This is a genomic window from Spirosoma taeanense, assembly GCF_013127955.1.
Taxonomy (GTDB): domain Bacteria; phylum Bacteroidota; class Bacteroidia; order Cytophagales; family Spirosomataceae; genus Spirosoma; species Spirosoma taeanense.
This window is the reverse complement of sequence record NZ_CP053435.1, coordinates 1863939-1890197: the sequence shown is the minus strand read 5'-3', so window position 1 is coordinate 1890197 and position 26259 is coordinate 1863939. Positions and strand designations below refer to the sequence as shown.

Sequence of the window (26259 nt, the reverse complement as noted above, 5' to 3'; positions counted from 1 at the left end):
TGTAGCTAACGTAAAGAGAAAGGGAATTAGGCGACCTGCCAGAGTTCCCTGATTCGGGCCAGATCCTGTTTCATAGCCGCAAAGACTCTCTCGGGACTGCCCGACAGGCGCGTCGCTCCTTCTTCAGCTCCGCCCAGTGGATACTCCACATGCAGCGATATGGGAACCCGCAGATTATATTTTTTCAGCAGTCCGAAATAGGTCTTGAAATCAACCATTCCCTCGCCAATGGGCGTATTCTGCACGACCCACTTGCCGTCTTTCTTTTCCCACCGAAAATCTTTCAGCACAAGGGTTTTTATGCGCGGCTGGAGCAGCCGCAGCCCATTGGGCCACGATAAGCCGCCTTCAACGGTCGCGTGACGGATGTCGTATTGAATGCCCATGTGCTGCGGGTCGGCGGTTCGGAGCATTTCCCACAGTTCCCAGACCGACGCGCCTACCAGCTGCCCGGCGTGATTTTGATAACAACCTACCAGACCCAGGGTCTTGTTTAGTTGCCCCAGCGCCTGCATCTGCTGCCGATATTGATCAATGGATTCGGGTAGGCTCCGGTTGGCGTCGTACTGATACCAGGCCATGCGGTACGTCCGGAAGCCAAGCCCCGCGGCCGTCTTTAGTAGTCGAACACTGGTTGCGTCGCTGGCGTCATCCACAGCCGTAGTCATGAGTTGGGGAGCCAGTCCAACTTTTTTCATGGCCTCAACGGCTTTAGGCAGATCGGCTTCGACGCGCTCGGGCAGCACGTGGCCCTGCGGCCGTATGGTCAGATCGATGCCTTTGAAGCCCATCTCGGCGGCCACTGCGGCCATATCTGCGTAGCTGAGAAACTGCAGATGCTTCGAGAAGATATGAATGTCGGGCAGTGCACCATCCGCCATTATACCGGCTTCCGCAAAAGTTGTGGGCAGCAACGGCAGCGCTGCGGCCGCCAAAGCCGATTGCTTCAGAAAATTTCGCCGGGAATGCAGATCGTCCATGCCTTCAAAAGCCGCTAACCGGTTGAACTACTCAACTGAACTCAATCAGGACCTGCCCTTTTTCGACCCGGTCGCCCTGCGTTGTGCGGATGGACTTAACCGTGGCGTCGGCGGGTGCTTTCAAAACATTCTCCATTTTCATGGCTTCGAGGATAAACAGACTGTCGCCTTTGCTTACGGCATCGCCCGCCTGAACCGAAACGCCAACGATCATTCCCGGCATGGGAGCTTTCAAATCGTTGACTTTCGCACTGGCGGCACTGCTCATGCCCATTTTTTCGAGCAGTAGATCGAAGCGGTCCTTAAGCGGTACGTTGTGAATGGTGCCGTTGATCCGCAGGCTGACCGTCTTTTCGGCCGTATTCAGTTCCAGCAGTTCAGCTGTGAACGACTGATTCTGGTGCAGAATGTGAAACGTTCGGTCGGTAAGCCGGACCAGGTCCCAGGCGAAGATTTCGCCGTTAACGGTTGGTCCGCTGGCCGTAAAGTCAATCTGAATGGGCTGGTCGTTGAGGGTTGTCTGGTACATGACGTGAGGGCCGTTTGTTGTCAATTATCCCAATTATTAGCTGGGAACCGCAAACTAAATCAGGACTTGTTTATCAACCAAATGCCCAGCAAACATACGCCCATACCGGCAAACTGCACCAGATAAATTGTTTCGCCGTCGAGCATGCCCCAGCCCAGCGCCACAATCGGAATCAGATACGTAACCGAAGCCGCAAACAGGGGCGACGATAGCTGCATGACCCGGTTAAAGAAAATCGACATGAGGCCCGACCCGAACACCCCCAGCGTAACCAGAGCCGCCAGCGACCAGCTGTTCGCAGGGTTAAACACGCGCACAAAGAAATCAGTTGGGGTGAGCGTCAGGAGCGCAATGGGCCCAGCGAAGGCAAACAGCCAGGCTGTGGATACCAGCGCGGGCAGGTGGCTCAGGTAACGACCAATCAGATTGGTATTTAATCCGTAACAGATCGTTGCCAGTACCACCAGCAGCGCATAGCCGTTCACCTGAAACGAACCCGTGGCGCTGAAAAACACCAGCAGCAATGACCCCGCCAGCCCCAACAGAATACCCGCTACCTGCCGGATTTTAAGCGCCTGCCCGAAAAACACGGCGCCCAGAATCAACGTAAACAACGGACTGAGTGAGTTGAGTGCGCCCGCCAGCGAACTGTTGAGATGAGCGCCCGCTTCGGCAAACAGAAAAGCGGGAATCACAAACCCAATGATACCCGATGCCAGGAGCGCCACCCACCGATGCTGAACGGACGTCCGGACCTCGGCCTGACGGCTTTGCGTGCCCATAAACGGCAGAAAGAACAGCAAGGCAAACAGCAGTCGTCCACCGGCAACCTGCTCGGGCGGAAAAGCACCGAGGCTCCGTTTGATCAGGATGAACGAACTCCCCCACACCAGTGCCAGTGTACAGAGCAGCGCCCAGGCCAGCAGCGGCCGTTTCTGCGGAATAACGACGGGTTCTGGACTGCTGTTCTGGAGCATTTGTTCTCTCTGTTTACGCATTAAGCTATCAACCGTTACGTAAACAGATATTAATACGGGTCAAACGAGTTCTTCGGCGTACCGCTCGGCTATTTCGTCCAGCACCGCACTCGTTTCGGCGTAAGAGTCCAGTGTAACGAGTCGCATTCGGTAAGGCTTGAAGTCGGGTAGCCCCCGGAAATAGTTGGCGTAATGGCGTCGCATTTCAAACAGACCTACTATCTCACCTTTCCAGCGGATCGAAAAATCCAGATGCTGCCGACAAACCGCCACCCGGTCGGCTACGGTTGGCGCGGGGCGGTGTTCGCCGGTGCGGACAAACTGCTTGATTTCGTCGAAAATCCAGGGGTGCCCGATGCTGGCCCGACCGATCATGACGCCGTCGACGCCGTACCGATTTTTGTATTCAAGCGCCTTTTCCGGGCTGTCGATATCGCCGTTACCGAAAATTGGAATCTGAATCCGGGGATTGTTTTTAATGCGGCCAATGAGCGTCCAGTCGGCCTCGCCCTTGTACATCTGCACGCGCGTGCGGCCATGCACCGTCAGGGCTTTGATGCCAATATCCTGCAATCGTTCAGCTACGTCCTCTATGTTCTTGGTGCTATCGTCCCAGCCGAGCCGAGTCTTAACCGTTACGGGCAGGTGCGTCGCTTTAACAACGGCTTCGGTCATGCGCACCATTTTCGGAATGTCCTGCAGCAAAGCCGCCCCCGCCCCGCGGCAGGCTACGTTCTTGACCGGACAACCGTAATTAATATCAATCAGGTCGGGGTTGGCGCGGCTGGCAATCCTCGCGCATTCGCCCATTGTCTCTACATCGGAGCCAAAGAGTTGAATGCCGATGGGGCGTTCATACTCGAAGATGTCCAGCTTCTGTACGCTCTTGGCTGCGTCGCGGATGAGCCCTTCCGACGAGATGAACTCCGTATACATCAGGTCGGCTCCGTTGGCTTTACAAACCGCCCGAAACGGCGGATCGCTGACGTCTTCCATGGGTGCCAGCAGCAATGGAAAATCCGGGAGTTGTATGTTGCCAATATTGACCATGTTCAATTCTTTCTTAAATAATCCGGGCGCGTCGTTATTCAACTTTCCTGTCTGTGTCTTTTTAAACCAGAACAGGCCCACGGATTGTTTAGCCTGATGTGGCCTGCCAATCCGTTAGCGAACGCTAAGTTTTAGCACAATCCAAAGGCTGAATTGGTTCCCTTTTGCGGATTATGCGAACGAGTCTGTAAATTTACAGGAAATATGCAACCAATCTATACGCCCGACCGCCCCGGTTCGCGGCCACCAACACTCGGTGGGCTCAGTATGCTCGTCGGTTTTGTGCTGATGGGGGGCGTTGTCAGCACGCTTTTTCTGTTCGCATTACTGGTTCTTTTCAGGGGCCTGGAGCCTACTGAAGCTCAGGCTTATATAACCCAGCTGGCAGCTCATCCGTCGGCCTCGCCCAACGGCTGGTATGAACTAATGACACTCCAGGCAATCAATCACCTCGGTACGTTTCTACTGCCCGCCCTGGCGTACTGGTACTGGATTGAGCGCCGAACCTGGGGGCAGTTTAGCGCCCGGCCTCTTGGCTATGTAGCGGGGCTGAGCACTGTTGCACTGATCGTGGTTGCGTTTATGCCATTCGACGGACTCATCATCGAATGGAATCAGAATATCCGCCTGCCCGAAACACTGGCCCCACTAGAACAGTGGATGCGGGATCAGGAAGACAAGCTCAACGGCCTAACCAAATACCTGACAACTTTTAAAACCGTTGGTCAGCTTCTGATGGCGATCCTGGTTATTGCCGTTATTCCAGCCATTGGCGAAGAAGTATTGTTCCGGGGTATTCTGCAACGTAACCTCAGCTACTGGACCCGCAATCAGCACGTTGGCATCTGGCTGGCGGCTGCGCTGTTCAGCGCTATTCACCTGCAGTTTCTGGGCTTTTTCCCCCGGATGCTGCTGGGCGCGCTGTTCGGGTATCTATACGTATGGTCAGGGAATCTATGGGTGCCGATTCTGGCGCATTTTGTCAATAACGGCTTCACGGTCCTGATGGTGTACCTGTATCAGCGCAGGGTTGTTCCGGTAGATATTGAAAGCACCGAGTCCGTGCCGCTGACCATCGCGCTGGTTTCACTGGTCGCGACGACGGGCCTGCTGTATTTTTTCAGGAAACGAAATCACGTGCACGACGTCCAGTGACCCACCCGTTAAGGAAAGTTCTGCTCTATAGCATGTAAATTATGTCAGAAAACTGGGAATCGGTTTATATTACGCCCCTGCCCCACCGGGCAGAGCTGGCCAAGGCGCTGCTCAGCGAACATGATATTCCGGCGGTGGTTATCAACCGGCAGAGCAGCAGTTACCCCACAATTGGCTGGGGCAAAAGTGAAGTACACGTACTGGCTAAAGACGCGGTTCTGGCCAAAGTAATTCTGGAGAATGAAGCAACGTTTAGCTAAGATGTCGAACCTTCAGCAGCGGGTTATTGCTGCCGTAGCGGGGGTTCCGTTTATTCTGTTTATGATTCTGTACGCCGACTGGACGTTTGCGCTGCTGTTCACCCTGATCAGCGCCCTGACCCAGCGGGAGTTTTACCGGCTGCTCGGCCTTGATGGCTTCGAGCCTCTGACGGCCTACGGCACACTGGTCGGCTGTCTGGTGTGCGGGCTGGCCTATTTTGTCGAAACCGGCATGATGGGCACGGGCAACTATTTCCTGCTTTGCCCGGCTACCTCAATGATTTTCCTGATCAAGCTCTACAAAAAGCGCGACATGAAGCCATTCACCAACATCGGCTTTACGTTTTTAGGGATTATTTACGTAGCCATGCCTTTCGCCCTGCTAATTATTCTGGCCCTGCGGGGCGGCACCTACCACCCAACGATTATTGTAGGCTGTCTGCTGCTGCTCTGGGCCAGCGACATTGGTGCTTACTTCGCCGGTACGCACTTTGGCCGACGTAAGCTGTTCGAGCGGGTCTCGCCCAAGAAATCGTGGGAAGGCGCGCTTGGCGGGGCGGCCGCGGCCGCGCTGATCGCCCTCGGTCTGGCTTATTTCGCGCCCGAGCTTCGCCCCTGGCAGTGGTACTGCGTTGGCGGGATTATCGTGGTAACCGGTACCTACGGCGACCTGGTTGAGTCGCTATTTAAGCGAAGTATTGCCATCAAAGACTCCGGCAGCAGCATTCCGGGCCACGGTGGGTTTCTGGATCGCTTCGACGGCCTGCTACTGGCAGCGCCTTTCATCATCACTTTCCTGAAGTTATTTGCCTGAGACTAGGCGCCCGGACCAGGCCTGTCTGATCAGCACTTTCCCCCCGTATTTGGCTTCTTAATCTTTCTTAAAATTGGAGTAATAGAAACCATAACCTGCCTTTTCCTCGTTTACTTTGTATTATGGTTTGTGTGCCTATGAAAAAATCATTGACGTTATTGGGGTTAGCTCTGGTGTTGTTTGTTCTGGCGGGAGTATTCTCGGTCGCGCGGGCACAGGGGCAGGACCGGCAAGTGACGTTCACGGGCTTTATCACGGGCGGCAAAACCAATGAGCCGCTGCCCGGCGCTTATATTTATATCCCGAAAGCCGGACGAGGGGTACTCGCAGCGCCAAACGGTTATTTCGCCCTGCCGGTCTTTCCCGGCGATAGTATCATTTTCAGTTACGTAGGCTTCAGAACGCAGTATCACGTCATTCCGCGTCGCCTGACCGACCTGACGTATTCGGCGGTGGTGGCGCTTCAGGAAGATGTTAAAACGCTGGCCGAAGTGAAGGTGTATCCCTACGCGACTGAAGAGTTGTTCAAGGAAGCGTTTGTGAATCTGAAACTGCCCGACGAAAAGGAGCGCGCCAACCTGGCTAAAAACATGGATCCGCAGGCCATTCTGCGGCAGGCGGCCACAATGCCGATGGGGGCCGTAGCCAATCACCAGAATTTCGTGAACCAGCAGTTCTTTGGGCGCGAGTCCATCATTGGCCGTAGCCAGATGCCTACCTTCGCGTTTACCAACCCCTTTGCCTGGGCCAACTTCATCCGGTCGGTCAAGCGGGGTGATCTGAAAAATAAAGAGTGGCGGAGCGAAATCAACCAGGCCCCCCGCGAAAACGTATCCCGTAAAGATATCCTTCAGGATCGGAACTAACGCATCGCAACCAAACCCCTATTTCCTTATCGCTCGTTTTTTACGTAACGGTGACTGCTCAGCTTAGAACGTCGGCGGTCCACGTTTTCAGTTGCAGGTCTGTGCCGTCAAAAACAGCGTAAGTTTTGGCCGTTACCCACTCACCGAGGTTAACGTAACGGCTGCCGGGCGATACGGCCAGATCAAGCGGCAGGTGCCGATGGCCGAAGATATAGTAGTCATGATGCTCGCGGGCTTCTACCTCCCGGCAGTAGAGCATCAGCCACTCGCGGTCTTCGCCCAGAAAATGCTCTTCTCCTTTCGCCAGATTACTGATGCGGCTCCGACGCGACCAGGCCTGCGCCAGACCGATACCCAGATCGGGGTGCAGGTACCGAAACAGCCGACGCGCCAGCCCGCTTTCGAACACCCGCTTGAGTTGTTTATACGTAAAGTCGCCGGGGCCAAGGCCGTCGCCGTGTCCGATCAGAAATCGCTTATCATTGAAGATATAGGGGCGGGGTTTCCGGTAAACCGGGATGCCCATTTCCTGCGTGAAGTAGTCATTCATCCACATATCGTGGTTGCCGGTAAACAAAACGATTTTGGTTCCGGCGTCGGTCAGTTCGGCCAGTTTGCCCTGCAACCGGATAAACCCTTTGGGGATACTCCGCTTATATTCAAACCAGAAATCGAACACGTCGCCAACCAGGAAAATTGCCTCGGCGTCTGGCCGAATACGATCGAGCCAGTTCACAACGGCCCGCTCGCGCAGGCGGCTCTGGTCGGGAGAAGGCGTACCGAGGTGAAAATCAGACGCAAAGTAAACTTTACGACCGGGGGCAAGCGAAATTGTTTCGATATGAGACATGCAGGTGGGTAATTCTGCCCAAAATTACGGAAGTCTCACCGAAACAACCCGCCCCGCTAATTAGTAGTAATAAAAACTACGATTCCATTCATCATGAAAATTAAAACATTTGTTCTATGTGCCCTCCCGGCCGCTTTTCTGATGTCCTGTTTTCAGGGCGATAACGGCAATCCAACCGACGACGCCAATGATGCGGCCGGCACCGGCAGCGCCTATCTGGCCAGGGAAGTAACGGGTGTATGGCTGCTCAGTACCGACCATCGCTTCGGGTACGATGAACCCTGTAATCAGTTGAGTGAAGGATTTGTACAGAGCGTATTCAATCTGGGGCTCCACGATGAGATGGAAACACTCGACTACCAAAACGGATGCGAATTTCGCTGGTCTGGTGGTTCGGCTGCCATTGGTTTCGGTGGCCCCAAGCCGTACCCGTCTATCTACCACGCTGCCTATACGTTCAATAAAATGTTTCAGGGAGATACCAGCCAGGTGTATGGCCAGATGGGCAGCACCAGCGGGAAACCTGCTTATACCGGCCCTGAAACCGAAGGTACAGGTGCCGAGCGTCCGGCAATCGAACCCGAAGGTGGCGCCAATGGCGATATTGACGAAGATGCGTCAGCTATGAATGATTCATCCAATCGAGTGTCGGGTATCACGCCAGCCGCAACGCAGTTTGTTAAGCCAGCCGTGAGCACAGGTAAGTTTATCGCTCTGTCGAATATCGGAGATAAGGCAGTATGGGAGCCGGCCAAAAACACGATGCACGTACTGTATAACAACCATATCATCAACGTCCGGGTGAATATCAAAGGCGGCCCCGCTGTTCAGCAACAGAAAGCAAAGCAACTGGCGGGGATCATTATGGACCATTTTAACGAGGATTATGCCGACTGGAACTAAGCCAGTTGACTTCCTGCCTACGCAAACGGGCGGCTCAGTGAGCCGCCCGTTTGCGTAATGGTGCTGTATACTTTATTCCTCCAGCTTAAGCGCCTGTTTTACGGCGCTATAATCGTTCCAGTTCACCGTGGCAGCAACTTCCTTCGGTACAACGACCCAGCGGTACTCCCCGGCAACAGGTTCAGGAGCTTCCTGCTGCAGACTGACAATACCTTTATTGTTGGTAGCATAGTACGTAAACGAAAGCGACTGATCGCCTATCGTTGCGGGCAGCGTACGAACGTTTCCGGTAGCCGGATCGCGGTGAAACGCAACCACCAAACCTTCTTCAACAACCGCACTGGTGATGGCATTGTCGATGAAGCCGGCAACGCGTGCCTTTGGCGTTTTTGCACTGGCTGCCCAGATGTCAGCGTCAACGGCTGTCCAGTCAGATACTGTGGCCTTGTTCAGGGATGTTACGGTTTCTGAGGGAAGCACGGCTTCGTTCTGCGGTTGGCAGGCATTCAGAGCGAGTTGCCCGGTCAACAGAGCCGCGACGAGCAGAGCTTTCATTGGTCTAAAAATCATAGGTGTTTTTTTTAAGCAACGACAAACCCTACCGGGATCGTATGGTTCTACGCCGAAATTTACACGAAAATTTTATTTATCAATATCTTTGTTATTTATATTTTCATAAAAACGTAAACTTATTTTCCAAGTATAGTTGTTCGGCTTATTGACTATACCTGCTGGAGACACCGGATTCGTTCGAATACCTATCTTTGACAATGCATGCTTCCTTGGATACCCGTGTTCAACTGCTGGTTATCGTATTCGCTCAATTTGCCGGCACTTCTCTCTGGTTTGCCGGTACCGCCATCCTCCCCGAACTTCAGCCTTTACTTAAGTCCACGGGTTTAACCGGCTGGATTACGTCATCCGTGCAGGCTGGCTTCATCACCGGAACCTTAAGCTATGCCCTCTTTGCCTTGCCCGACCGGTTTCGCTCAACTCACGTTTTTCTGGTGTCGGCTCTGCTGGCCGCGCTGGTCAATCTGATCTGGCTGTTGTTACCTCTACATACAGGCTCATTGTTGGTTAGCCGATTCCTGACTGGCTTCTTTCTGGCTGGCGTTTATCCCGTCGGTATGAAGATTGCCGCCGACCAGTTCAAATCCGGACTAGGTCGGGCGATGGGCTTTCTGGTAGGCGCTTTAGTACTGGGCACCGCCTTTCCGTACCTGATCCGGGGATTAGGCGCCAGTATCCCGTATCGCGCCCTGATCGTATCGGTCAGTGTGCTGGCTATTAGCGGTGGGGTTTTACTGATGCTGGTGGTCCCGGCAAAACCGGTCCAATATCAGGGTAACATTTTTCGGTTTCAGGCGCTGGTTTCGATCTGGAAACCTTCCCCGTTTCGACCGGCCATGTTCGGCTATTTTGGCCATATGTGGGAGCTTTACACGCTCTGGGCTTTTCTGCCAACCCTGATTGGCTTCTACCAGCAACAGCATCCTGACGTAGCCATAACAAATTCCTTATGGGCGTTCGGGGCTATTGCGGCAGGAGCCGTGGGGTGCGTGGGGGGCGGGTACTGGGCCATGCAGACAGGCAGCACGCGGGTAGCCCGGTATCTCCTCCTAACATCAGGGTTATGTATCGCGCTGACTCCCCTGCTGCTGGCTGCTCCGCCTTTTCTGTTCGGCCTGTTTCTCCTGGTTTGGGGAGTCAGCGTCGCTGGCGACTCTCCGCAGTTTTCGACCCTCGTTGCCAGCAACACCGCTGTTGAAAACCGGGGGAGTATTCTGACGCTCGTTACGTGCTTCGGTTTTTTGTTAACGGTATTGTCTATTCAGCTCATGGCCTGGCTGCTGGGGCAGTTTGGTGTTACAGGCTGGTTGTTCTACAGCCTGCTTCCCGGTCCTATCTTAGGTCTGTGGGCGATGCGCAAACAGGCCTGACCAGATACTCTTTTCGGGTATCTGAATAAAAAAATAGCCCGGCTCCTGGTATGGTTATTCAGGAGCCGGGCTTTAAGTTTGGTTGGCTTATAAACGGACAGACCCGTGAGCCGCCCGGTGTTACAGTTTACAGAGGAATCTGCTCGAACACAACGGCCGGCTGATCCTGATTTTTGAAGGCCTTGCGGGGCCGGATGTTCAGCGTCTGGAACAGTTGCTGATCGAGGTCGTCGCCGGGGTTTGGCGTAGTCAGGAGTTTATCGCCGGCGAAGATCGAGTTGGCCCCCGCCAGGAAGCACAAGGCCTGCTCTTCGGTATTCATCCGGACGCGCCCGGCCGAAAGCCGCACCATCGCCTTCGGCATAATGATTCGGGCGGTGGCAATCATGCGGAGCATTTCCCAGACCGATACGCGCGGCTGATCTTCCAGGGGCGTCCCTTCGACCGGCACGAGCGCGTTTACCGGCACTGACTCCGGATGCTGAGGCAGCGTAGCCAGTGTGTGCAGCATGCCGATCCGGTCCTGCTCCGACTCGCCCATGCCGATGATTCCACCCGAACAGACCGAGATCCCGGCTTTGCGGGCGTGACCCAAGGTATCCAGCCGGTCGTCGTAGGTACGGGTGCTGATAATGTCGCCGTAAAACTCCTCGCTGGTATCGAGATTGTGATTGTAGGCATACAGGCCCGCATCCTTGAGCTTCTGCGCCTGGCTTTCGGTCAGCATGCCGAGCGTACAGCACACTTCGAGCCCCATTTCATTGACGCCCTGTACCATTTCCAGCACCTTATCGAAGTCGCGGTTGTCGCGCACCTCCCGCCAGGCCGCCCCCATGCAGAAACGTGTGCTGCCCGTGTCTTTAGCGCGCTGCGCGGCCGTCAGCACCTCATCTACCGCCATCAGTTTATGCACCTTGACCGCCGTATGGTAGCGAGCCGCCTGCGGGCAGTAGGCGCAGTCTTCGGGGCAACCGCCGGTTTTAACCGATAAAAGCGTACAAACCTGCACTTCCTGTGGGTCGTGGTGCTGGCGGTGGACGGTAGCCGCCCGGTAAATCAGGTCCAGAACAGGTGAATTATAAATCTCGGCTATTTCAGCGCGGGTCCAATCAGTACGGAGCATGAGATTCGGTAATTGGTTGATCGGTAATCGGGTAAATTTAGATGCTCCGGGGTAAACGGCCAACTTATTTCATACCGAACAATAATCTCGTTAGTTTGAATGGCCGGATGAGCAGCAGGTACAAAGTAACACAAACCACTAACGATGAAAGGCTTACAGTCAGAAATCCATCGTAAACGCCCAGGCGGGTTTTTGTCAGAACGTAATAGCCGATGATGACGATGACCGTCTGGTGCAAAATATAAAATGGATAGACCGCTTCGTTCAGATAGGGCAATACAGGACGGTTAACATTCAGGTATTTATAGCCGTAAGCCACCGTCATTAATACCGAGAACCACGTCAGGCAATCCGCATTCATTTCGTAAAGGACTTCGACTACCAGTACCCGCTGGTTTTCAGGCTCATAAACCGTCCGGATGGCATACAGTAAAACGGTGCTAACCAATGTGGCATACAGAAACAGCCTTCGTTGATCGGTCAGGGTCTGCCAGCAGGCCCGACGGCTGATTAATACATAACCTAACCAGAACAACAGCAGATTCTTGACAAAGTAGGCCCAATCATTGATCAAGGCATGGGTTTCATTGGGAAAGAACGGTTTCAGTAAAATCTGGCTGCTGAAAATTACCACAAAGCCCAGCACCATTACCCCGCCCGGACGTTCAATGAGCGAACCAATATGATCGGTGAGACGCTGCCCACGCGCTGATTTTAACCAACGAAACAGGGGGATACTCAACACGGAATACAGAAACAGATAGGCCACAAACCAGAGATGGTGCCAGCTAAAGGCCCCGCTATCTGGCCCGCCATGATATGGCTTAAATTCCAGTACAACCGGATAGAACTCGGCATAGCTGCCGCTAAAGCGACTCCGAAACAGCCACTCATAATAAATCTGGGGCGGGACCACGACGAACATGCCGAACACCAGCGGCACAAACAAGCGCCGGACCCGCTCGCCAGCGTATGCCCCAAAAGAGCGTTTGCGCAGGGCAAAGAAAGTTCCCGCCCCGGAGATGAAGAACAAAAGCGGCATGCGCCAGCGGTGCAGCCAGCGCATGACTTCCTCCATCGGCTGGCTATGCTCTGCGCTTTTGATATGCCACCACCAACTCACGTAAATCATGCCGGTATGGTAGAACAATAACGTCAGGATGGCGATGACGCGCAGCCAATCGAGGTCATAGCGACGTAGAGAATCTGAATGTCCCCCTTTGATCGAGTTGGAAGTGGGCTGAGTAACCGGAGCCATTGAGTTGCAGGATTAAATTGGTTAATGGCCCAAAACTACCTTCCTGACCACCGAAAGGGCTATTTCCCGATGATTATGAAGTTCGCGCCGACCGGGACGAAGCCGCTTCGGCCGGTTCTGGCGTCGCCGATCCGGTTCCGGCTGCTTCCCGGTACTGGGCCGGGGTCTGACCGATGAGTCGCTTGAAGGCTGTATGAAACGCAGAAGGAGAATTATAGCCAACCCGCTCCGCAATCTCGTCAATCTTGAGGTTAGTCGTTGCCGGGTCACGCAGCAGCCGCTGAGCTTCAGCAATGCGGTGGGTTGCCAGCCAGTCGAAAAAACTTTGCCCCAGCCGGTCGTTGAGCAGTTGAGACAGGTGATGTGGGCTGGTATTCAGTTGCTGTGCCAGTCTGGGCAACGACAGGTCTGGCTGCAAAAAAGGTTTGTCTGATTCCAGCAGCCGGTTTAGCTTCGCCAGCACAGCCTCTTCAACTTCCTCCGATAAAGCTGATTTCTCGTATTTCTTCCTGGGTTCAGCGGGCGATTCGGGTTCGACCGGCACGGGTTCCCTCCGGCTTTCCAACGGTTCTTCAACTTTGTAAAAATCAGAGCCGCGCATCACCAGAAAACTAAGGACGTAAATTAGAGCCGTTACGTGACAGGCCAGAATGTAGTCCCCCAGGTCTTCGTAAAACTGCGGCTTTACCAACCCAATCAGGATTGGGAACGACAGGTTGAGCAGCGTCAGATTTCTGAGCTGCGCCAGCCGGGCGGGTGCTGACTGCCGCCACGAAAGCCCCTGACGGCTATACGTGCGCCGAATCTCGATGAGCGCCAGAATGATATACACCAGACAACTCAGCATGGTCAACTCGCTGACGTAATCCCGTAGGCCGGTAAAATCTTCCGTCAGGTAGTGCTGCGTCGGTACGAACGGAAGTTCCGGATGATAGGAGTCAACGTAAGAGTCGTATTTGAACTCGATTGGCTGATAAAACCAGGTCAGAGCATTAACCATCCAAATCCCCAATGGCAGCAGATGCCAGCCCCAGCGCCGGGGTAACCGACCGTGCAGCCGCGCGAACACGTAAAAAAAGAAAAGCGGTCCGACCGTAAAGTTAACCGGCTCCGAAAAATCAACCAGTTCCAGCAGCCGGAACATATAGTTGGTGTAACAAAGGAAAATTTCGCTCGTTACAGCCGCCAGCGCCAGCATAAACCATCCCAGACATCGGTTGGCGACGTTCCGGCCACGCTCACCCGTCAGGAAGAATACGCCCAGAAATAATCCCTGGGCTATACCCAGCAGAATAATCAGCGCAAACAGGTCGAGGTGAACGGGGAGGGTCTGCATCAGAACAGTCGTAGCTCTTAGTAGGCAAGGTAAAGAAAAGTGGTCAGGGCAAAAAAAGACCCGTAAGGTATTTACCACCCTACAGGTCTTCCAAACACGGCAAACCAAAATTCTTCGTTAGCGAATGTCCATCTCAAACGGCAGTCGTGCCTGAATGCCTTCCATCGTTTTAAGCTTTCTAAGATACTTTACATAGGGGGCAAGTTCGCCCAGCTGCGCCTGAATCCGGGTATCCTCATCATCGGTGAACGAGCTCATCAGCTGCTCAAAAAACGGTTTTTTACGCGGCTGGTACCTCGTCCGGTAATCACCTTCTTTTAGCTTAGCCGACTGAGCAGCCAGTTTAATCGCGTCGTCCAGTCCGCCGAGCTGGTCAACCAGGCCAATGGCTTTGCCCTGCGTTCCCGTCCAGACGCGACCACCGGCTATAGCCCGGATACTGTCGACCGGCAGATGCCGTCCGGCCGCAGCCTTGGACGTAAAATCGGCGTAAATGCGCTCCGTTGAGCGTTGTAGGGCCTGCTTCTGAACCGGCGACATTTCATGCGTTACGCTCGGAAAATCGGCATTGGTATTAGTTTTTACCCGGTCGTACGTTACACCGAGCTTATCCTTAAAGAAAGTTTCAGTATTGAACAGGAGCGAGAACACGCCGATAGATCCCGTAATGGTGTTAGGCTGCGCAACAATCTTGTCGCATCCCATGAGCATGTAATAGCCGCCTGAAGCTGCGTAGTCGGACATGGAGCCAATGACCGGCTTTTTCTGACGCGCCAACTGCACTTCCCGGTACATTACGTCGGAGGCCAGCGCGCTGCCACCACCCGAGTTCACGCGCAGCACAATCGCTTTCACCTTATCGTCCAGCCGGGCTTTACGCAGTTCTTCGACAATCGTTTCGGAACCAATGCTGTTCTGATCGCCTTTGCCGGAGCCAATATCGCCCGAAGCAATAATCACCGCAATCCGGTTGCTGCTGCTTCCCTCGGCGTTGTCTTTATTGTCTTTGTACTTGCTCAGCGAAACGTAATTGATTTTTTTCTTTTCCTCAACCTTCAGCTGTTTACGGATCAGGTTTTCCACTTCATCCTGATACCCAACATTTGTCACGAGTTTAGTACGTAACGCATCAGTTGGTTTCTGGATAACTAGATTGTCGGCATAGCGCTTGAGCGAATCCACGCGCAGTCCCCGGCTCTGGGCTACCTTCACGAGCATGTGATCGTTTACCGAGTTCAGAAAGGATGTCACCTGAAGCTTGTTAGGTTCGCTCATATTTTCCCGAATAAAGGGCTCAATCGCACTTTTAAACTCACCTACCCGGAAGATTTCGGGCTCTATACCCAGTTTATCGAGCGTACCTTTGAAGAACGACAGTTCTGCGTTCAAACCGTTCCATTCCAGTTCGCCAGCCGGATTCAGATAGATTTTATCCGCCACCGAAGCCAGATAATAGCCTTTCTCGGTCATGGTCTCGGCATAGGCATACACGAATTTTTTCGATTTCTTGAAGTCGATCAGGGCATTTCTGACCTCTTCGAGCGATGCCCAGCCAGCCTGTGGGTTTTCGGCCTGCAGATAAACGCCTTGAATATTATCGTCGTCCCTGGCATCGTTCAGAGCCTGTTTCAGCTCAACCAGACCAATTGCGTCGCCGGTGCTGTTAAAGGGCCCAAACCCATTAAACGGGTTGTCTTCGCTCCGCTCCTGAATCGGCTCGTCCAAGTCCAGTTTCAATACGGAGTTTGCACTTACCGCCAATTTACTCTCCGAAGCCGACGTCAGGGCCGCACTCATACCCACAAGCAGAATAAAGCCGACGAAGGAGAACAGGATCAGACCTACGATGGTGGCCAGAACATATTTAAAAAACTGTCGCATGTATTGGTAATAGGTTGTGTGTTCCTACACGGAATAAACAAAATTAATGGCTAAATCGGCCGACTTCCCAGAAAAATGTTGAGTGCGTCTATAGGCGGATAAGTGGTTCATAAACGGGCAAAACAAAAAGGAGCAGGAAAGCGGGAATCTGGCTGGGCGCCATTCTCCTGTTTCCTGCTCCTTTTACGGCGTATCGGTTACGTTAGATCATGTCGGCATAGTCGTCCATCGACGTCTGAATAACCTCAAGGGCTTCATCACGGCCATACACGCTGGCCAGTTCCATAACGGCGGGCTCGCCAGGCAGGTTTTTATACGTCAGAAAGTAGTGGCGCAGCCGTTTCACAACCGCTTCGGGCAGCTCGCTCAGGTCGTTATACTGACCATACATGGCGTCACCTTTCAGAACAGCAATGATTTTATCGTCGGCTTCGCCCTTGTCGATCAGGCGGAAACCACCGATGGGAATAGCCTGCAGCAGGATATCGCCGTGGGTAATTTCACGCTCGGTCAGCACGCAGATATCGAGCGGGTCGCCATCACCCTCTGCCACGGTCCGCCCCGACCGTTCTGAAGCCAGGCGGGCAATGCGGTCACCGCAAAACGTCCGGGGTACAAAGCCATAAAGCGCCGGAATGATATTGGAATATTGCTGAGGCCGGTCGATTTTCAGATAGCCCGATTCTTTATCGATTTCGTACTTGACAGTGTCGGTTGGAACAATCTCAATGAAGGCAGTAATGATGCGGGGGGCGTTTTCGCCCGGCGAAATACCATGCCAGGGGTGGGCTTTGGAAGGAGTTTTTGCCATTGGATCGAGTGGAGTCGGCTCTAAAAATGCTTGCATACTATTTTAAAGAAAAAACTGTAATAATTGGAGTTTATCTGAAACTAAAAACACACATTCCGCGCTAAGCAGTGCCGGAAAGAACGCAACACTACGTAACGCGGAATGTATAGAACAAGGCAAATATACAAAGCGAAACAGGATGTTACCGGATTTCGCTCAAGCGGTCATTTTATCAAGAAAGCCAATCCGCTCCGCAATCAGCGAATCGCCGGATTTGGTCAGCGACTGCCGCACCAGCATTTCGCCCAGAAAACCCGCCAGAAATAACTGAACCCCCAGAATGATGGCCACTAACCCAAAGAAAAACAGCGGGTTATCAGTTACGTTTCGGTACCGGATCCCCTGCGCAATGTTAATCAGTTTCTCGGCAATTAACCAGACAGCCAATATCGTACCAATAAAGAATGAGAGCGTACCAAATGTCCCGAAAAAGTGCATGGGCCGCTTGCTGAAGCGGTGAACGAAGGCAATGACGAGTACGTCCAGAAACCCATTCACGAAACGCTCCAGCCCGAATTTGGTGGTGCCGTATTTACGGGCGCGGTGTTGCACAACTTTTTCGCCAATCCGACCAAAGCCGTTCCAGTTCGCCACAATGGGCAGATTCCGGTGCATATCCCCGTATAGCGATGGCCCAATAGTTTTTACTACTTTCTGCCGATACGCTTTCAGGCCACAGTTGAAATCGTGCAGTTGCACGCCCGAAATCCAGCGCGAGACGGCATTGAATAACTTGGTTGGCAGCGTCTTGGTTAATGGGTCGTAGCGTTTCTGCTTCCAGCCCGACACAAGGTCGTATTTGTCGTCAACAATCATCCGGTACAGTTCCGGAATCTCGTCCGGACTATCCTGAAGGTCAGCGTCCATGGTAATAACGACCTGCCCCCGAACGCATTGAAAGCCAGCCTGCAGGGCGGCTGTTTTACCGTAGTTCCGGTTGAACCGGATGCCGCGCGCGTTTGGATTGACGCTCGCCAGGCGTTCGATTACGGCCCATGACTCATCGGTACTGCCGTCGTCCACAAACAGGATTTCGTACGTAAAATGATATTCCGTCACGACCCGCACGATCCAGTCGTGGAGTTCAGGCAGTGATTCCTCTTCGTTGTACAGCGGAATCAGGACGGTAAGTTGAAGCGGTTCAGTCATGTACTAAATCAAGGCGTAACGATCAGGGGCCTACGGATTAAACGCAACCATACCGGCAGACCGTTCACCGATCGTCAAATCATTCGTAAAGGTCGGAAAGAAGATCAAAAAATCAGGTAAAAATCACGCAGCAGCGCCCGAAATTCCGGCGTATAAGTGCGTCCGTCCGACTCGTAGCAGTCCAGCGTTTCGTTGATGAGTGGCTCCTCGCCGTATGAAAAGCCCGTTATGATCCGAAAGGCCGGCTTGCGGGCATTGTGGTGCAGCGAAAGCCGACGCAACGGTTTTAACCCGGCTTCCCCGGCCAGTTCGGTGAGGGTTTTGGTTTCGTAGGGTGGCAAAAGTACCCACCACTGCCCATCTGGTTGCAGGAGCCGGTTAACGGCGACAATCAGGTCTTCGAACGGCAGTTCATCGGTGTGCAGGGCGCGGTTAACGGCGGCATCGGGCGAACGGAGGTGGTTCGTATAAAACGGTGGGTTCGTCAGAATCCGGTCATACAATTGGTTCGCCGACTTACCGGTCCAGTCCTGAATCCGCTCGTGCACAACCCGCACCCGATCGGCAAACGGACTGGCGGCAACATTCTCCATCGCCTGTCCGAAAGCCGCTTCGTCGATCTCTACGGCGTCAATATTGGCTGCGGAGTTACGCTGCGCGGCCATGAGCGCGAGCAGCCCCGTACCGGTGCCAATGTCGAGAAGGCGCTGGCCCCTTACGTCAGCATACGCCCCCAGCACACAGGCATCGGTGCAGACCTTCATGGCCGTGCGGTCCTGTTGAATGATAAACTGTTTGAAGGCGAACACGATCGGAACGAAAACGGGTTAGATTAACAACGCTGGCGACACCCGGTTATTTCCGACCAAAATCGGCTGGATTTTCACCCCAGACACTAGTTTCCCACTTCAGGATCGGGTTGGCGTAGACATGCGTTCGCAGCCAGGTTTCGGCGCGGTCGATCAGGTCGAAGAGTTCGGCGTTTCGGGGCGTTTCTTCGAGTTTGGTGTTCGCCTTTTTCTTCACTACCCAGCCGATGGCCGTTCTGGAATCGGAATAAATAGGAATGTTGCTGCCTTTCTGATGCAGCAGCGCCAGCGCGTGAACAATGGCCAGAAACTCACCGATGTTGTTGGTTCCATCGGGGTAAGGGCCCTTCAGGAACACCTTTTGCCGGGTAGCCAGGTAGATACCCTGGTATTCCATGTCGCCGGTGGCGGTGTTCCAGGCCGCATCAACAACCAGGCTGTCTTCAATGGGCGAACCAACCAGGCCGGGCACTTTTCCCTGCGTAGCCGCCTTTGGCGTCGTGCCAATGTGCAGATGCGGTTTTTCCTTGAACGCTTTCAGCGCAGCCGGTTTGGTATCGAACGATTTAAACAGCGCCCCGTCGAAGCCGGCGGTTTGCTTCTGGCATTCGTCCCATGAGTCAAACACGCCCGTTTCGCGCCCACGCCAGACAACGTAAAACTTTGGCTTTTTCTGAGCCATACTAAACAGGTTTCTTCGGCGCAAAGGTACAATCCTCATCGCCCAACCGCTATCAATCTCACGGAGTGGACATAAAAAAGACACGGCCGATTTTACGGTAGCCGTGTCTTTTTATGCGCTAGAACTTAAAATTTCCTAGTCATCATTGCTGGGCCAGAGCAGATAAGCCGCCAGACCAACCAGCAGACCGATGCTTAGCGCGCGAGCTACGTAAAATGAAGTCGGCGTCGGCATATCCACAATCCCGCTCTCATCGGTAACGGCTGGCCGTTTTACGTAACGACCTTTCGACGGAATCGACAGTTCATCAAAATGATGCGACAGCCGGTTCAGCCCCAGTTCGAGATCAAGCCCATGCATGGAAACGCCGTGGCCCGTTCCGGCCGCCCGCGGATTCAGCGAGGCCAGCTTTTTCACCGACTGCTGGGCATCCTCCCAGTTGCAGGTAAAGTAAGCCGGTGGCCCATGCACTTCCTCCCGCTGCGTCGCTACGGCAATAGCCGAGTTCTGGTCGGTGGTTACGAACGCATCGCCCGCAATCAGCGTCCGGTCGGCATCCCGGAAGAGCGAGATATGACCCGGTGCGTGGCCCGGCGTGTGAATAACCCGCCAGCCCGGGAGTTCAGGAATTACGTTATCGTCGGCGATTGCCTGGATGCGGTCGCCAAAATTATCGGGGCCGGTTGGGAATATAAACGACGTATAGGCCATCATCCCTCCGCCAATGGCCGGGTCGGGTGGTGGATAGCTCGACTTACCCGTCAGGTACGGCAGTTCGAGCTTGTGAGCGTAAACCGGTACGTCCCAGTCCTTCAGCAATGTTTTCAGCGTGCCCGTATGGTCGAAGTGTCCATGCGTCAGAACGATTGCCTGGGGTTTCGTGCCCATTCCGAACAGGCTTTCGGCTTTATTTTTGATCTGACCGGCATAACCCGGCAATCCGGTGTCGACCAGTACCCACGGGTTTCCGACTCCGGGCGTACCGACAAAAAACAGATTTACAAAGAGCGTTTTCATTCCCGCGACGTCGCTCGTAACGTCGTAGGGCGATGCCGTGCCGGTATCGGTTGGTGTATCGAGATCAAGTTGACTTTCCATAGACGTTGCCCGTTTGGTTTGCCCTGCTTAACCTGCTCACTTCGAAGAATGTTCAGTGAAATGACCAATCAGACCTGCAAGGTTTTTAAAACCTTGCAGGTCTACCATTACGCCCGCTCTTCCCAGACCTGAGCTACATGGACGATGACGTCGACGGCGGCCTGCATATCCTGCACCGATACCCATTCCTGCCGCGAGTGAAACGCGTGTTCGCCAGCAAAGATGTTGGGACAGGGCAACCCCATGAACGATAATCGCGAGCCGTCGGTGCCGCCCCGGATGCTGCGACGTTCGGCCGATAGCCCAACCCGCCGAATGGCTTCGAGGGCATTCTCCACAACGGCCGGGTGCTGATCCAGAACGTCTTTCATATTGCGGTACTGCTGCTTCACCATAAATTTAGCCGAGGAGCCCGGATAGGCCATCAACACGTCGTTGAGCTGGTTATGCAGATAGGTTTCCTTTTCGTGCAGCCCCGCTTCCGTAAAATCGCGGATGATGAACTCCACCACCGCCTGATCCTGGTTTCCTTCCAGGCGCGTCGGATGCACAAACCCTTCTTTGTCCTCGGTCGTTTCGGGCGATAGAGCGTCTTTGGGCAAAGATGCCAGCAGGTCGGCGGCTATTTTGAGCGCATTTTCGAGTTTGCCTTTGGCGAAGCCGGGGTGCGTGCTGACGCCTTGGATCGTAATCGTAACGGCATCGGCCGAGAACGTTTCGTCTTCGAGCGTACCGAGGGCTTCTCCGTCGATGGTATAGCCAAAATCAGCGCCCAGTTTTTGAATATCGACTTTTTCCGTCCCGCGCCCCACTTCCTCATCGGGGGTAAACAACAACCGGATGCGGCCGTGCTTTACGTCGGGATGCGTCAGCAGGTAATGGGCTGCGTCCATGATTTCAGCCACGCCCGCTTTGTTGTCGGCCCCCAGCAGGGTTGTTCCGCTGGCGGTGATGATATCGTTACCCACCTGATTTTTCAGGTCCGGATGGTCAGCTACGCGGATGACCTGCGCCGGTTCTCCGGCAGCCCGGCGTTCGGGCAGTTCAATGTCGGTACCGTCCCAGTTTTTGTGAATAAGCGGCTTCACGCCCGCACCGGTTACGTCGGGGGACGTATCGACGTGTGAGCAGAAGCAGATGGTGGGAACATTCGCCTTGTCAGTATTGGCGGGCAGGGTGGCATATACGTAACCCCATTCGTCGAGTTCGGCATCCGTTACGCCCATTTCGTGCAGTTCCTGCACCAGCAAACGACTCAGATCTTTCTGCTTTTCTGTGCTTGGGTTGGCCTTCGACTGCGGATCGGACTGGGTGTCGATCTGCACGTAGCGCAGAAACCGCTCAACGGCAGTGTACTGGTAATTTTCCATACGCTTTAGATGTCATTTAAGGTCATATTTGGTCATTCATTGCTTTTGATAATTATGGCATGACCGCCAATGACAACATTTATTGACCGTTTAGAATCGTTTCCAGATCGGCGGGTGAATAGTTGATACTTTTGAGCGTCTTGTGATCGGCGTCGCGGTAGACCAGAAACTTCCCGTCCGATTCGACGTAATGACAGGGGACGCCTTTGGCCTGGTACTGTGCTACGGTGGCCTCGGCTTCGGCAGCGGTCAGGCAGGCTTTGCTCATGTTCGAGCGCTGCACCTCATCGAACAACGGCTTGAAAGCCTCGCCCAGGCCAAATTCAAGCACGGCTCCCGACAGTACGTACTGCAGATCGCAGAGTGCATCGGCAACGGCAACCAGATCGCCCGCAGCGATGGCTTCGCGAAATTCGTCCAGCTCTTCGGCCAGCAGCGACACGCGCAACTGGCAGCGGGCTGGCGAAGGAATCTGGGGCGTATCAAGAATAGGTGCGTGGAAAGTGCGGTGAAACTCCGCAACCTGATTGAGCGAATCGGGTGATGTCATAGACGTTTGGAACCGGTTTTCTGACCAAAAGGCTTGTCAGACAGCCGGTTGTAAGAAATTAAAAATCAGCAATCAAATTTGTTTTTATCAGTTTGATGGCGATGGCCAGCAGAATAATGCCGAAGATCTTACGCAGCACATCCAGTCCGCCCGGCCCGATTCGGGTTTCGAGCCATTCCGACGATTTCAGCACGATATAGATCAGAATCAGGTTCAGGATGATTCCGACGATGATGTTAACCGTCTGATATTCGGCCCGGAGTGAGATAATGGTCGTCAGCGTACCGGCTCCCGCAATTAAGGGAAAGGCAATCGGCACAATATGCGCAGCGCCACCCGTGCTTTCATCGGGCTTGAAAATCGTGCGGCCCAGAATCATCTCCAGGCCGAGCAGGAAGATAATCAGCGCTCCGGCCACCGCAAAAGAGGCCACATCAACGCCGAACAACTTCAGAATCCGCTCGCCCACGAAGAGAAACGACAGCATCAGCGCTCCCGACACCAGGGTTGCCCGTTCCGACTCGATCCTGCCGACTTTTTTACGCAGGTCAATGATCACCGGCAGTGAACCAACAATGTCGATCACGGAAAACAGAATGAGCGTAACGGAAACGATTTCTTTGACGTCGAACATAGGGGCAGACAAACTCCAATCAGTTAGTTAGCAGCAAATAAAACACCGGCGCCTGTTCAGGTCGGATACGTTCGCAGAAAATGGGTTAGCTGCTCAATTTCTTCGTCGGTTATGGCCGGGAAGTTGGCGATCCGAAAGGTGGTATTTTTCCAGTCGCCATAGCCGTTACCAAGCAGGATGCCCGCCTGCTGCGCAGCCGTTTTCATAGCCTTTACGTCGGCTTCAGAACCCTCAACCGCAATTACCGTATCGGACCGGACGGCGGGGTCGCTGATCAGCAGGTTAAAGGGTGAACCCGCCATCGTCTGCTCAAAAAAAGCGTACCAGGCAGCCGCCCGCTTTCGGGTCACTTCGGCCACGCGGGCAATGGGTGGGATCTGTTGCAGCACGCGCATCAGGCAATAAATTCCCAGGCCGTTGGGCGTATAGGGCGTCTGATACTTGCTGAAGTTTTCGTGAATGAATAGCAGGCTGTTGTAATGCTCGTTCTCGCCAATGGCTTCGGCCCGTTTCAGAGCATCGGGCGAATAGACCAGCATGGCTAAGCCTGCCGGCAGACCAAAGCATTTTTGCACGGAAGCAAACCAGACATCGGCCAGTGTCCAGTCGAACTCCACGCCCGCCATTGATGAAACGGCATCGACGGCAACCAGCCCCGAAAAGTCCTGCCGAAACTGCGCGAGGGCTTCCCGATTCACCTGGGTACCGTTGGAGGTTTCGTTCTGAACGATGCAGAGCGTATCGGCCTGGCTGAGATTAAACGGCGGCTTGATCCGGTAGGCGTACTCCGCCCATTTTTTACCGAAGGCCCCCCCATAGGGATGCAGCGAGGTTTCGCCCGTCAACGACTGTGCCACAATCTCCCAGCACTCCGTTGCCGACGACACAAAGGCGATATGATAATCGGCCGGAATAGCGAGTTTTTCGTGCAGCAGGTGAATCGCTTCCTTTACCACCTCCATAAACCCCGGACTGCGGTGATTCAGGCTGACTATCCCCGAGCGCACGGCTTCGGCCGCGTAATCGGCTACCTGTGGATACACCTTTGACGGGCCGGGATAAAACGTAATCATGGAATTGTAGGGTTAAGAAGCGATCAAATGGTACGAACAAAAGGCAATAGCTACGGCTACACCAGCTTTGGCGTATCCTCCAGACTCAGCAGATACCGTACTGCCAGTTCATAACCCATAAGCCCCAGACCTACAACCACACCTTTACACTTGGCCGAGAGAAAGCTATGATGCCGGAACGACTCGCGGGCGTGAACGTTGCTGATATGTACCTCCACCGCCGGGGCCGTTACAGCCGACAGGGCGTCGGCGAGGGCAACGGACGTATGGGTATAGGCACCGGCATTGATCACAATCCCGTCTACGTCGAAACCCAGTTCGTGAATTTTATCCAGCAATTCGCCTTCGTGGTTCGACTGAAAATAGCGAAGTTGCACGTCAGGAAACAGCTCTTCGATGGTTTTCAGATAATCGACAAAGGAGCGATTGCCGTAAATGGTCGGCTCGCGCTTGCCGAGCAGATTCAGGTTAGGGCCGTTAATGATCAGGATCTGTTTCATGGAAGTAGCCGGAGAATACGGCGTCCCGGTGGCCACGTCCGGAGGTTACGGGAGTGATTTTTACGTCCGGACGTGGCCGTCCGGACTACCAACTATGTGGCAAAGTTATATAAACGCCTTTAAGAACTACCTCAAACTCGAACGGTCGCTGGCCGAAAACTCGGTGGAAGCGTATCTGCACGATGCCGAGAAACTCTACGAGTTTATTCTGCTGACCAACCCCGCTCTGGAGCCGACGCAGGTGACGGAGAAGGAACTAATGAATTTTCTGGGCTACGTGGGCGACCTGGGTCTGTCGGCTCACAGCCAGGCCCGGATGCTATCGGGACTAAAATCATTCTTCAAGTATCTACTGTTTGAAAACCTGATCCAGCACGATCCTACGCAACTGCTCGAAGCGCCTAAACTCGGCCGCAAATTACCCGATACGCTCAGTTTTCCGGAAATTGAAGCCATGCTGGCCGCGATTGACCTGTCCACGCCCGGCGGCACCCGCGACCGGGCCATGCTCGAAGTGCTCTATAGTTCGGGGCTGCGCGTGTCCGAACTGCTCGGTCTCAGGCTCACCAACTGTTATTTCGACGCGGGCTTTATCCGGGTGCTGGGCAAGGGCGACAAAGTCCGACTCGTGCCCATTGGGCAGGATGCCATGCATTATACCAGGCTTTACGTCGACCACGTTCGAAGCCAGCTGGATGTGCAGAAAGGCGATGAGGACACTATTTTTCTGAACCTGCGTGGCAAACAGCTTTCCCGCATATCAGTCTTCACGACCATCAAAAAATTAGCGGCTCAGGCCGGTATCAAAAAAACGATCAGTCCGCACACCTTCCGGCATTCGTTCGCGACTCACCTCATCGAAGGCGGGGCTGACCTGCGGGCCGTGCAACAGATGCTCGGCCACGAATCCATTACGACCACCGAAATCTATACCCATCTCGACCGCGACTATCTGCAGCAGACCCTGCGGGAGTATCATCCCCGGAGTCGAAGCCGAAAGGGTTAACGGACAAAAAAAGTCCCCGCTACTGAAGCCGTAGCGGGGAGCCCCCAAACCTAACTAACCCAAAATACATGGACCTTTCTCAGGCATCAAAGCCGATTTTGCGACCGATGAGCTGATAATGCTGGTAGGTGTAGAGCAGCCTGAGCGACGTAAGGCTACCGTACATTTTTTGTATATATCGTTCTGTTTTTCGCTTTTCGGACGGATTCTTCAGGCTCGCACCCGTTTGTGGCTGACGCAGGCGATCCATCAAAATCAGGTTTGTAAAGAAAGAACCGCCCATTGGCAACTCATTGAGTAAGGTTTTTATCCGTCCGGATCGGCGATACGGCTTATGCCCTGCCATAGCTTTGCCCGACTTTACCTGTTCACCAACATAGCTCCGGTTCTGAGCGATTGGCGCGGAAGCCTGTCCGGAACCAATTTTCCGGGTAGCCTGCATACCGGCGTCTATTGGCTCAAGGATGGTCAGGGGCGCGTTGAATTTGAGTATCTTCACGCCCTGTTGCAAAAAGCGAATGGTATAACTGTTTCTCTGTACGTTTATGACGACGCCATCACCAAACACAGGGTGGTAAACTCGGGAACCAACGCTTAACATAGGTGTCATATC

The 26259-nt window shown here is 53.9% G+C and carries 28 protein-coding genes; 7 read left to right on the top strand and 21 right to left on the bottom strand.

The window, feature by feature from the left end; genetic code table 11:
* Positions 1-26 precede the first annotated feature (26 nt).
* Genes HNV11_RS07955 through dusB form a run of 4 tightly spaced genes read right to left on the bottom strand, consistent with a single transcriptional unit; the run spans position 27 to position 3536 of the window.
* Complete coding sequence (locus HNV11_RS07955) at positions 27-980, bottom strand: sugar phosphate isomerase/epimerase family protein (protein WP_171739160.1); 954 nt, start codon at positions 978-980, stop codon at positions 27-29.
* A gap of 31 nt (positions 981-1011) precedes the next feature.
* On the bottom strand, positions 1012-1509 hold the full coding sequence (locus tag HNV11_RS07950) for an acetyl-CoA carboxylase biotin carboxyl carrier protein subunit (RefSeq protein WP_171739159.1): 498 nt from the start codon (positions 1507-1509) through the stop codon (positions 1012-1014).
* 59 nt (positions 1510-1568) lie between these two features.
* Entirely contained in the window at positions 1569-2507 is a 939-nt protein-coding gene (locus HNV11_RS07945) for a DMT family transporter (protein WP_240163837.1), read from the bottom strand.
* Between the two features lie 39 nt (positions 2508-2546).
* The gene (gene dusB / locus HNV11_RS07940) at positions 2547-3536 is read right to left on the bottom strand and encodes a tRNA dihydrouridine synthase DusB (protein ID WP_171739158.1); all 990 of its coding nucleotides are present in this window, start codon (positions 3534-3536) and stop codon (positions 2547-2549) included.
* Between the two features lie 267 nt (positions 3537-3803).
* Between dusB and HNV11_RS07935 the strand changes: the two genes are divergently transcribed.
* The 4 genes from HNV11_RS07935 (at position 3804) to HNV11_RS07920 (ending at position 6631) form a co-directional block, all read left to right on the top strand.
* Positions 3804-4691: a CPBP family intramembrane glutamic endopeptidase gene (locus HNV11_RS07935; RefSeq protein WP_171742106.1), complete on the top strand. Its 888-nt coding sequence runs from the start codon at positions 3804-3806 to the stop codon at positions 4689-4691.
* Between the two features lie 41 nt (positions 4692-4732).
* Positions 4733-4951, top strand: a complete 219-nt coding sequence (locus tag HNV11_RS07930; RefSeq protein WP_171739157.1) for a putative signal transducing protein — start codon at positions 4733-4735, stop codon at positions 4949-4951.
* The gene (locus HNV11_RS07925; protein WP_171739156.1) at positions 4932-5765 is read left to right on the top strand and encodes a phosphatidate cytidylyltransferase; all 834 of its coding nucleotides are present in this window, start codon (positions 4932-4934) and stop codon (positions 5763-5765) included. The genes HNV11_RS07930 and HNV11_RS07925 overlap by 20 nt, the downstream gene beginning before the upstream one ends.
* A gap of 137 nt (positions 5766-5902) precedes the next feature.
* A complete protein-coding gene (locus HNV11_RS07920) occupies positions 5903-6631 on the top strand; it encodes a carboxypeptidase-like regulatory domain-containing protein (protein WP_171739155.1) in 729 nt (242 codons plus the stop codon).
* 58 nt (positions 6632-6689) lie between these two features.
* Here the strand turns inward: HNV11_RS07920 and HNV11_RS07915 are convergent, their stop codons facing one another.
* A complete protein-coding gene (locus HNV11_RS07915) occupies positions 6690-7481 on the bottom strand; it encodes a UDP-2,3-diacylglucosamine diphosphatase (RefSeq protein ID WP_171739154.1) in 792 nt (263 codons plus the stop codon).
* Positions 7482-7574: 93 nt separating this feature from the next.
* Between HNV11_RS07915 and HNV11_RS07910 the strand changes: the two genes are divergently transcribed.
* Positions 7575-8384 (top strand): hypothetical protein, encoded by an 810-nt coding sequence (locus tag HNV11_RS07910; protein ID WP_171739153.1) that lies wholly within the window; start codon positions 7575-7577, stop codon positions 8382-8384.
* A gap of 72 nt (positions 8385-8456) precedes the next feature.
* Here HNV11_RS07910 and HNV11_RS07905 read toward each other — a convergent pair whose 3' ends face one another.
* A complete protein-coding gene (locus tag HNV11_RS07905; RefSeq protein ID WP_171739152.1) occupies positions 8457-8939 on the bottom strand; it encodes a hypothetical protein in 483 nt (160 codons plus the stop codon).
* 215 nt (positions 8940-9154) lie between these two features.
* Between HNV11_RS07905 and HNV11_RS07900 the strand changes: the two genes are divergently transcribed.
* Positions 9155-10327, top strand: coding sequence for an MFS transporter (locus HNV11_RS07900; RefSeq protein WP_171739151.1), 1173 nt, complete (start codon positions 9155-9157; stop codon positions 10325-10327).
* 127 nt (positions 10328-10454) lie between these two features.
* Here HNV11_RS07900 and bioB read toward each other — a convergent pair whose 3' ends face one another.
* The 14 genes from bioB to aroQ form a co-directional block, all read right to left on the bottom strand.
* A complete protein-coding gene (gene bioB / locus HNV11_RS07895; RefSeq protein WP_171739150.1) occupies positions 10455-11450 on the bottom strand; it encodes a biotin synthase BioB in 996 nt (331 codons plus the stop codon).
* Between the two features lie 64 nt (positions 11451-11514).
* Positions 11515-12708 (bottom strand): acyltransferase family protein, encoded by a 1194-nt coding sequence (locus tag HNV11_RS07890; RefSeq protein ID WP_171739149.1) that lies wholly within the window; start codon positions 12706-12708, stop codon positions 11515-11517.
* A 73-nt stretch (positions 12709-12781) separates the two neighbouring features.
* Complete coding sequence (locus HNV11_RS07885; protein ID WP_171739148.1) at positions 12782-14044, bottom strand: helix-turn-helix transcriptional regulator; 1263 nt, start codon at positions 14042-14044, stop codon at positions 12782-12784.
* Between the two features lie 117 nt (positions 14045-14161).
* Positions 14162-15925, bottom strand: a complete 1764-nt coding sequence (gene sppA, locus HNV11_RS07880; RefSeq protein ID WP_171739147.1) for a signal peptide peptidase SppA — start codon at positions 15923-15925, stop codon at positions 14162-14164.
* A 202-nt stretch (positions 15926-16127) separates the two neighbouring features.
* Positions 16128-16772, bottom strand: a complete 645-nt coding sequence (locus HNV11_RS07875) for an inorganic pyrophosphatase (protein ID WP_171739146.1) — start codon at positions 16770-16772, stop codon at positions 16128-16130.
* Between the two features lie 159 nt (positions 16773-16931).
* Positions 16932-17924 (bottom strand): glycosyltransferase family 2 protein, encoded by a 993-nt coding sequence (locus tag HNV11_RS07870; RefSeq protein WP_171739145.1) that lies wholly within the window; start codon positions 17922-17924, stop codon positions 16932-16934.
* Between the two features lie 104 nt (positions 17925-18028).
* Entirely contained in the window at positions 18029-18688 is a 660-nt protein-coding gene (locus HNV11_RS07865; protein WP_171742105.1) for a tRNA1(Val) (adenine(37)-N6)-methyltransferase, read from the bottom strand.
* A 91-nt stretch (positions 18689-18779) separates the two neighbouring features.
* On the bottom strand, positions 18780-19415 hold the full coding sequence (locus HNV11_RS07860) for a ribonuclease H1 domain-containing protein (RefSeq protein ID WP_171739144.1): 636 nt from the start codon (positions 19413-19415) through the stop codon (positions 18780-18782).
* Positions 19416-19550: 135 nt separating this feature from the next.
* On the bottom strand, positions 19551-20513 hold the full coding sequence (locus HNV11_RS07855) for an MBL fold metallo-hydrolase (RefSeq protein WP_171739143.1): 963 nt from the start codon (positions 20511-20513) through the stop codon (positions 19551-19553).
* Positions 20514-20620: 107 nt separating this feature from the next.
* Complete coding sequence (gene pepT, locus HNV11_RS07850) at positions 20621-21883, bottom strand: peptidase T (RefSeq protein ID WP_171739142.1); 1263 nt, start codon at positions 21881-21883, stop codon at positions 20621-20623.
* 79 nt (positions 21884-21962) lie between these two features.
* On the bottom strand, positions 21963-22433 hold the full coding sequence (locus HNV11_RS07845; protein WP_171739141.1) for a pyrophosphohydrolase domain-containing protein: 471 nt from the start codon (positions 22431-22433) through the stop codon (positions 21963-21965).
* A 58-nt stretch (positions 22434-22491) separates the two neighbouring features.
* Positions 22492-23067, bottom strand: coding sequence for a MarC family protein (locus HNV11_RS07840; protein WP_171739140.1), 576 nt, complete (start codon positions 23065-23067; stop codon positions 22492-22494).
* 56 nt (positions 23068-23123) lie between these two features.
* Positions 23124-24140: an aminotransferase class V-fold PLP-dependent enzyme gene (locus HNV11_RS07835; RefSeq protein ID WP_171739139.1), complete on the bottom strand. Its 1017-nt coding sequence runs from the start codon at positions 24138-24140 to the stop codon at positions 23124-23126.
* 56 nt (positions 24141-24196) lie between these two features.
* Positions 24197-24640 carry a type II 3-dehydroquinate dehydratase gene (gene aroQ, locus HNV11_RS07830; RefSeq protein ID WP_171739138.1) on the bottom strand — a complete coding sequence of 148 codons (444 nt, stop codon included), beginning with the start codon at positions 24638-24640 and terminating at the stop codon, positions 24197-24199.
* Between the two features lie 94 nt (positions 24641-24734).
* Between aroQ and xerD the strand changes: the two genes are divergently transcribed.
* Positions 24735-25646, top strand: a complete 912-nt coding sequence (gene xerD, locus HNV11_RS07825; protein WP_171742104.1) for a site-specific tyrosine recombinase XerD — start codon at positions 24735-24737, stop codon at positions 25644-25646.
* A gap of 79 nt (positions 25647-25725) precedes the next feature.
* Here the strand turns inward: xerD and HNV11_RS07820 are convergent, their stop codons facing one another.
* Complete coding sequence (locus HNV11_RS07820) at positions 25726-26256, bottom strand: hypothetical protein (protein WP_171739137.1); 531 nt, start codon at positions 26254-26256, stop codon at positions 25726-25728.
* Between the last annotated feature and the right edge of the window lie 3 nt (positions 26257-26259).

Bases quoted from the DNA above. Each gene is read 5' to 3' on its own strand.
- HNV11_RS07955 (WP_171739160.1), bottom strand. From the start codon at position 980: ATGGACGATCTGCATTCCCGGCGAAATTTTCTGAAGCAATCGGCTTTG.
- HNV11_RS07950 (WP_171739159.1), bottom strand. From the start codon at position 1,509: ATGTACCAGACAACCCTCAACGACCAGCCCATTCAGATTGACTTTACG.
- HNV11_RS07945 (WP_240163837.1), bottom strand. From the start codon at position 2,507: ATGCGTAAACAGAGAGAACAAATGCTCCAGAACAGCAGTCCAGAACCC.
- dusB (WP_171739158.1), bottom strand. From the start codon at position 3,536: ATGGTCAATATTGGCAACATACAACTCCCGGATTTTCCATTGCTGCTG.
- HNV11_RS07935 (WP_171742106.1), top strand. From the start codon at position 3,804: ATGCTCGTCGGTTTTGTGCTGATGGGGGGCGTTGTCAGCACGCTTTTT.
- HNV11_RS07930 (WP_171739157.1), top strand. From the start codon at position 4,733: ATGTCAGAAAACTGGGAATCGGTTTATATTACGCCCCTGCCCCACCGG.
- HNV11_RS07925 (WP_171739156.1), top strand. From the start codon at position 4,932: ATGAAGCAACGTTTAGCTAAGATGTCGAACCTTCAGCAGCGGGTTATT.
- HNV11_RS07920 (WP_171739155.1), top strand. From the start codon at position 5,903: ATGAAAAAATCATTGACGTTATTGGGGTTAGCTCTGGTGTTGTTTGTT.
- HNV11_RS07915 (WP_171739154.1), bottom strand. From the start codon at position 7,481: ATGTCTCATATCGAAACAATTTCGCTTGCCCCCGGTCGTAAAGTTTAC.
- HNV11_RS07910 (WP_171739153.1), top strand. From the start codon at position 7,575: ATGAAAATTAAAACATTTGTTCTATGTGCCCTCCCGGCCGCTTTTCTG.
- HNV11_RS07905 (WP_171739152.1), bottom strand. From the start codon at position 8,939: ATGAAAGCTCTGCTCGTCGCGGCTCTGTTGACCGGGCAACTCGCTCTG.
- HNV11_RS07900 (WP_171739151.1), top strand. From the start codon at position 9,155: ATGCATGCTTCCTTGGATACCCGTGTTCAACTGCTGGTTATCGTATTC.
- bioB (WP_171739150.1), bottom strand. From the start codon at position 11,450: ATGCTCCGTACTGATTGGACCCGCGCTGAAATAGCCGAGATTTATAAT.
- HNV11_RS07890 (WP_171739149.1), bottom strand. From the start codon at position 12,708: ATGGCTCCGGTTACTCAGCCCACTTCCAACTCGATCAAAGGGGGACAT.
- HNV11_RS07885 (WP_171739148.1), bottom strand. From the start codon at position 14,044: ATGCAGACCCTCCCCGTTCACCTCGACCTGTTTGCGCTGATTATTCTG.
- sppA (WP_171739147.1), bottom strand. From the start codon at position 15,925: ATGCGACAGTTTTTTAAATATGTTCTGGCCACCATCGTAGGTCTGATC.
- HNV11_RS07875 (WP_171739146.1), bottom strand. From the start codon at position 16,772: ATGCAAGCATTTTTAGAGCCGACTCCACTCGATCCAATGGCAAAAACT.
- HNV11_RS07870 (WP_171739145.1), bottom strand. From the start codon at position 17,924: ATGACTGAACCGCTTCAACTTACCGTCCTGATTCCGCTGTACAACGAA.
- HNV11_RS07865 (WP_171742105.1), bottom strand. From the start codon at position 18,688: ATGAAGGTCTGCACCGATGCCTGTGTGCTGGGGGCGTATGCTGACGTA.
- HNV11_RS07860 (WP_171739144.1), bottom strand. From the start codon at position 19,415: ATGGCTCAGAAAAAGCCAAAGTTTTACGTTGTCTGGCGTGGGCGCGAA.
- HNV11_RS07855 (WP_171739143.1), bottom strand. From the start codon at position 20,513: ATGGAAAGTCAACTTGATCTCGATACACCAACCGATACCGGCACGGCA.
- pepT (WP_171739142.1), bottom strand. From the start codon at position 21,883: ATGGAAAATTACCAGTACACTGCCGTTGAGCGGTTTCTGCGCTACGTG.
- HNV11_RS07845 (WP_171739141.1), bottom strand. From the start codon at position 22,433: ATGACATCACCCGATTCGCTCAATCAGGTTGCGGAGTTTCACCGCACT.
- HNV11_RS07840 (WP_171739140.1), bottom strand. From the start codon at position 23,067: ATGTTCGACGTCAAAGAAATCGTTTCCGTTACGCTCATTCTGTTTTCC.
- HNV11_RS07835 (WP_171739139.1), bottom strand. From the start codon at position 24,140: ATGATTACGTTTTATCCCGGCCCGTCAAAGGTGTATCCACAGGTAGCC.
- aroQ (WP_171739138.1), bottom strand. From the start codon at position 24,640: ATGAAACAGATCCTGATCATTAACGGCCCTAACCTGAATCTGCTCGGC.
- xerD (WP_171742104.1), top strand. From the start codon at position 24,735: ATGTGGCAAAGTTATATAAACGCCTTTAAGAACTACCTCAAACTCGAA.
- HNV11_RS07820 (WP_171739137.1), bottom strand. From the start codon at position 26,256: ATGACACCTATGTTAAGCGTTGGTTCCCGAGTTTACCACCCTGTGTTT.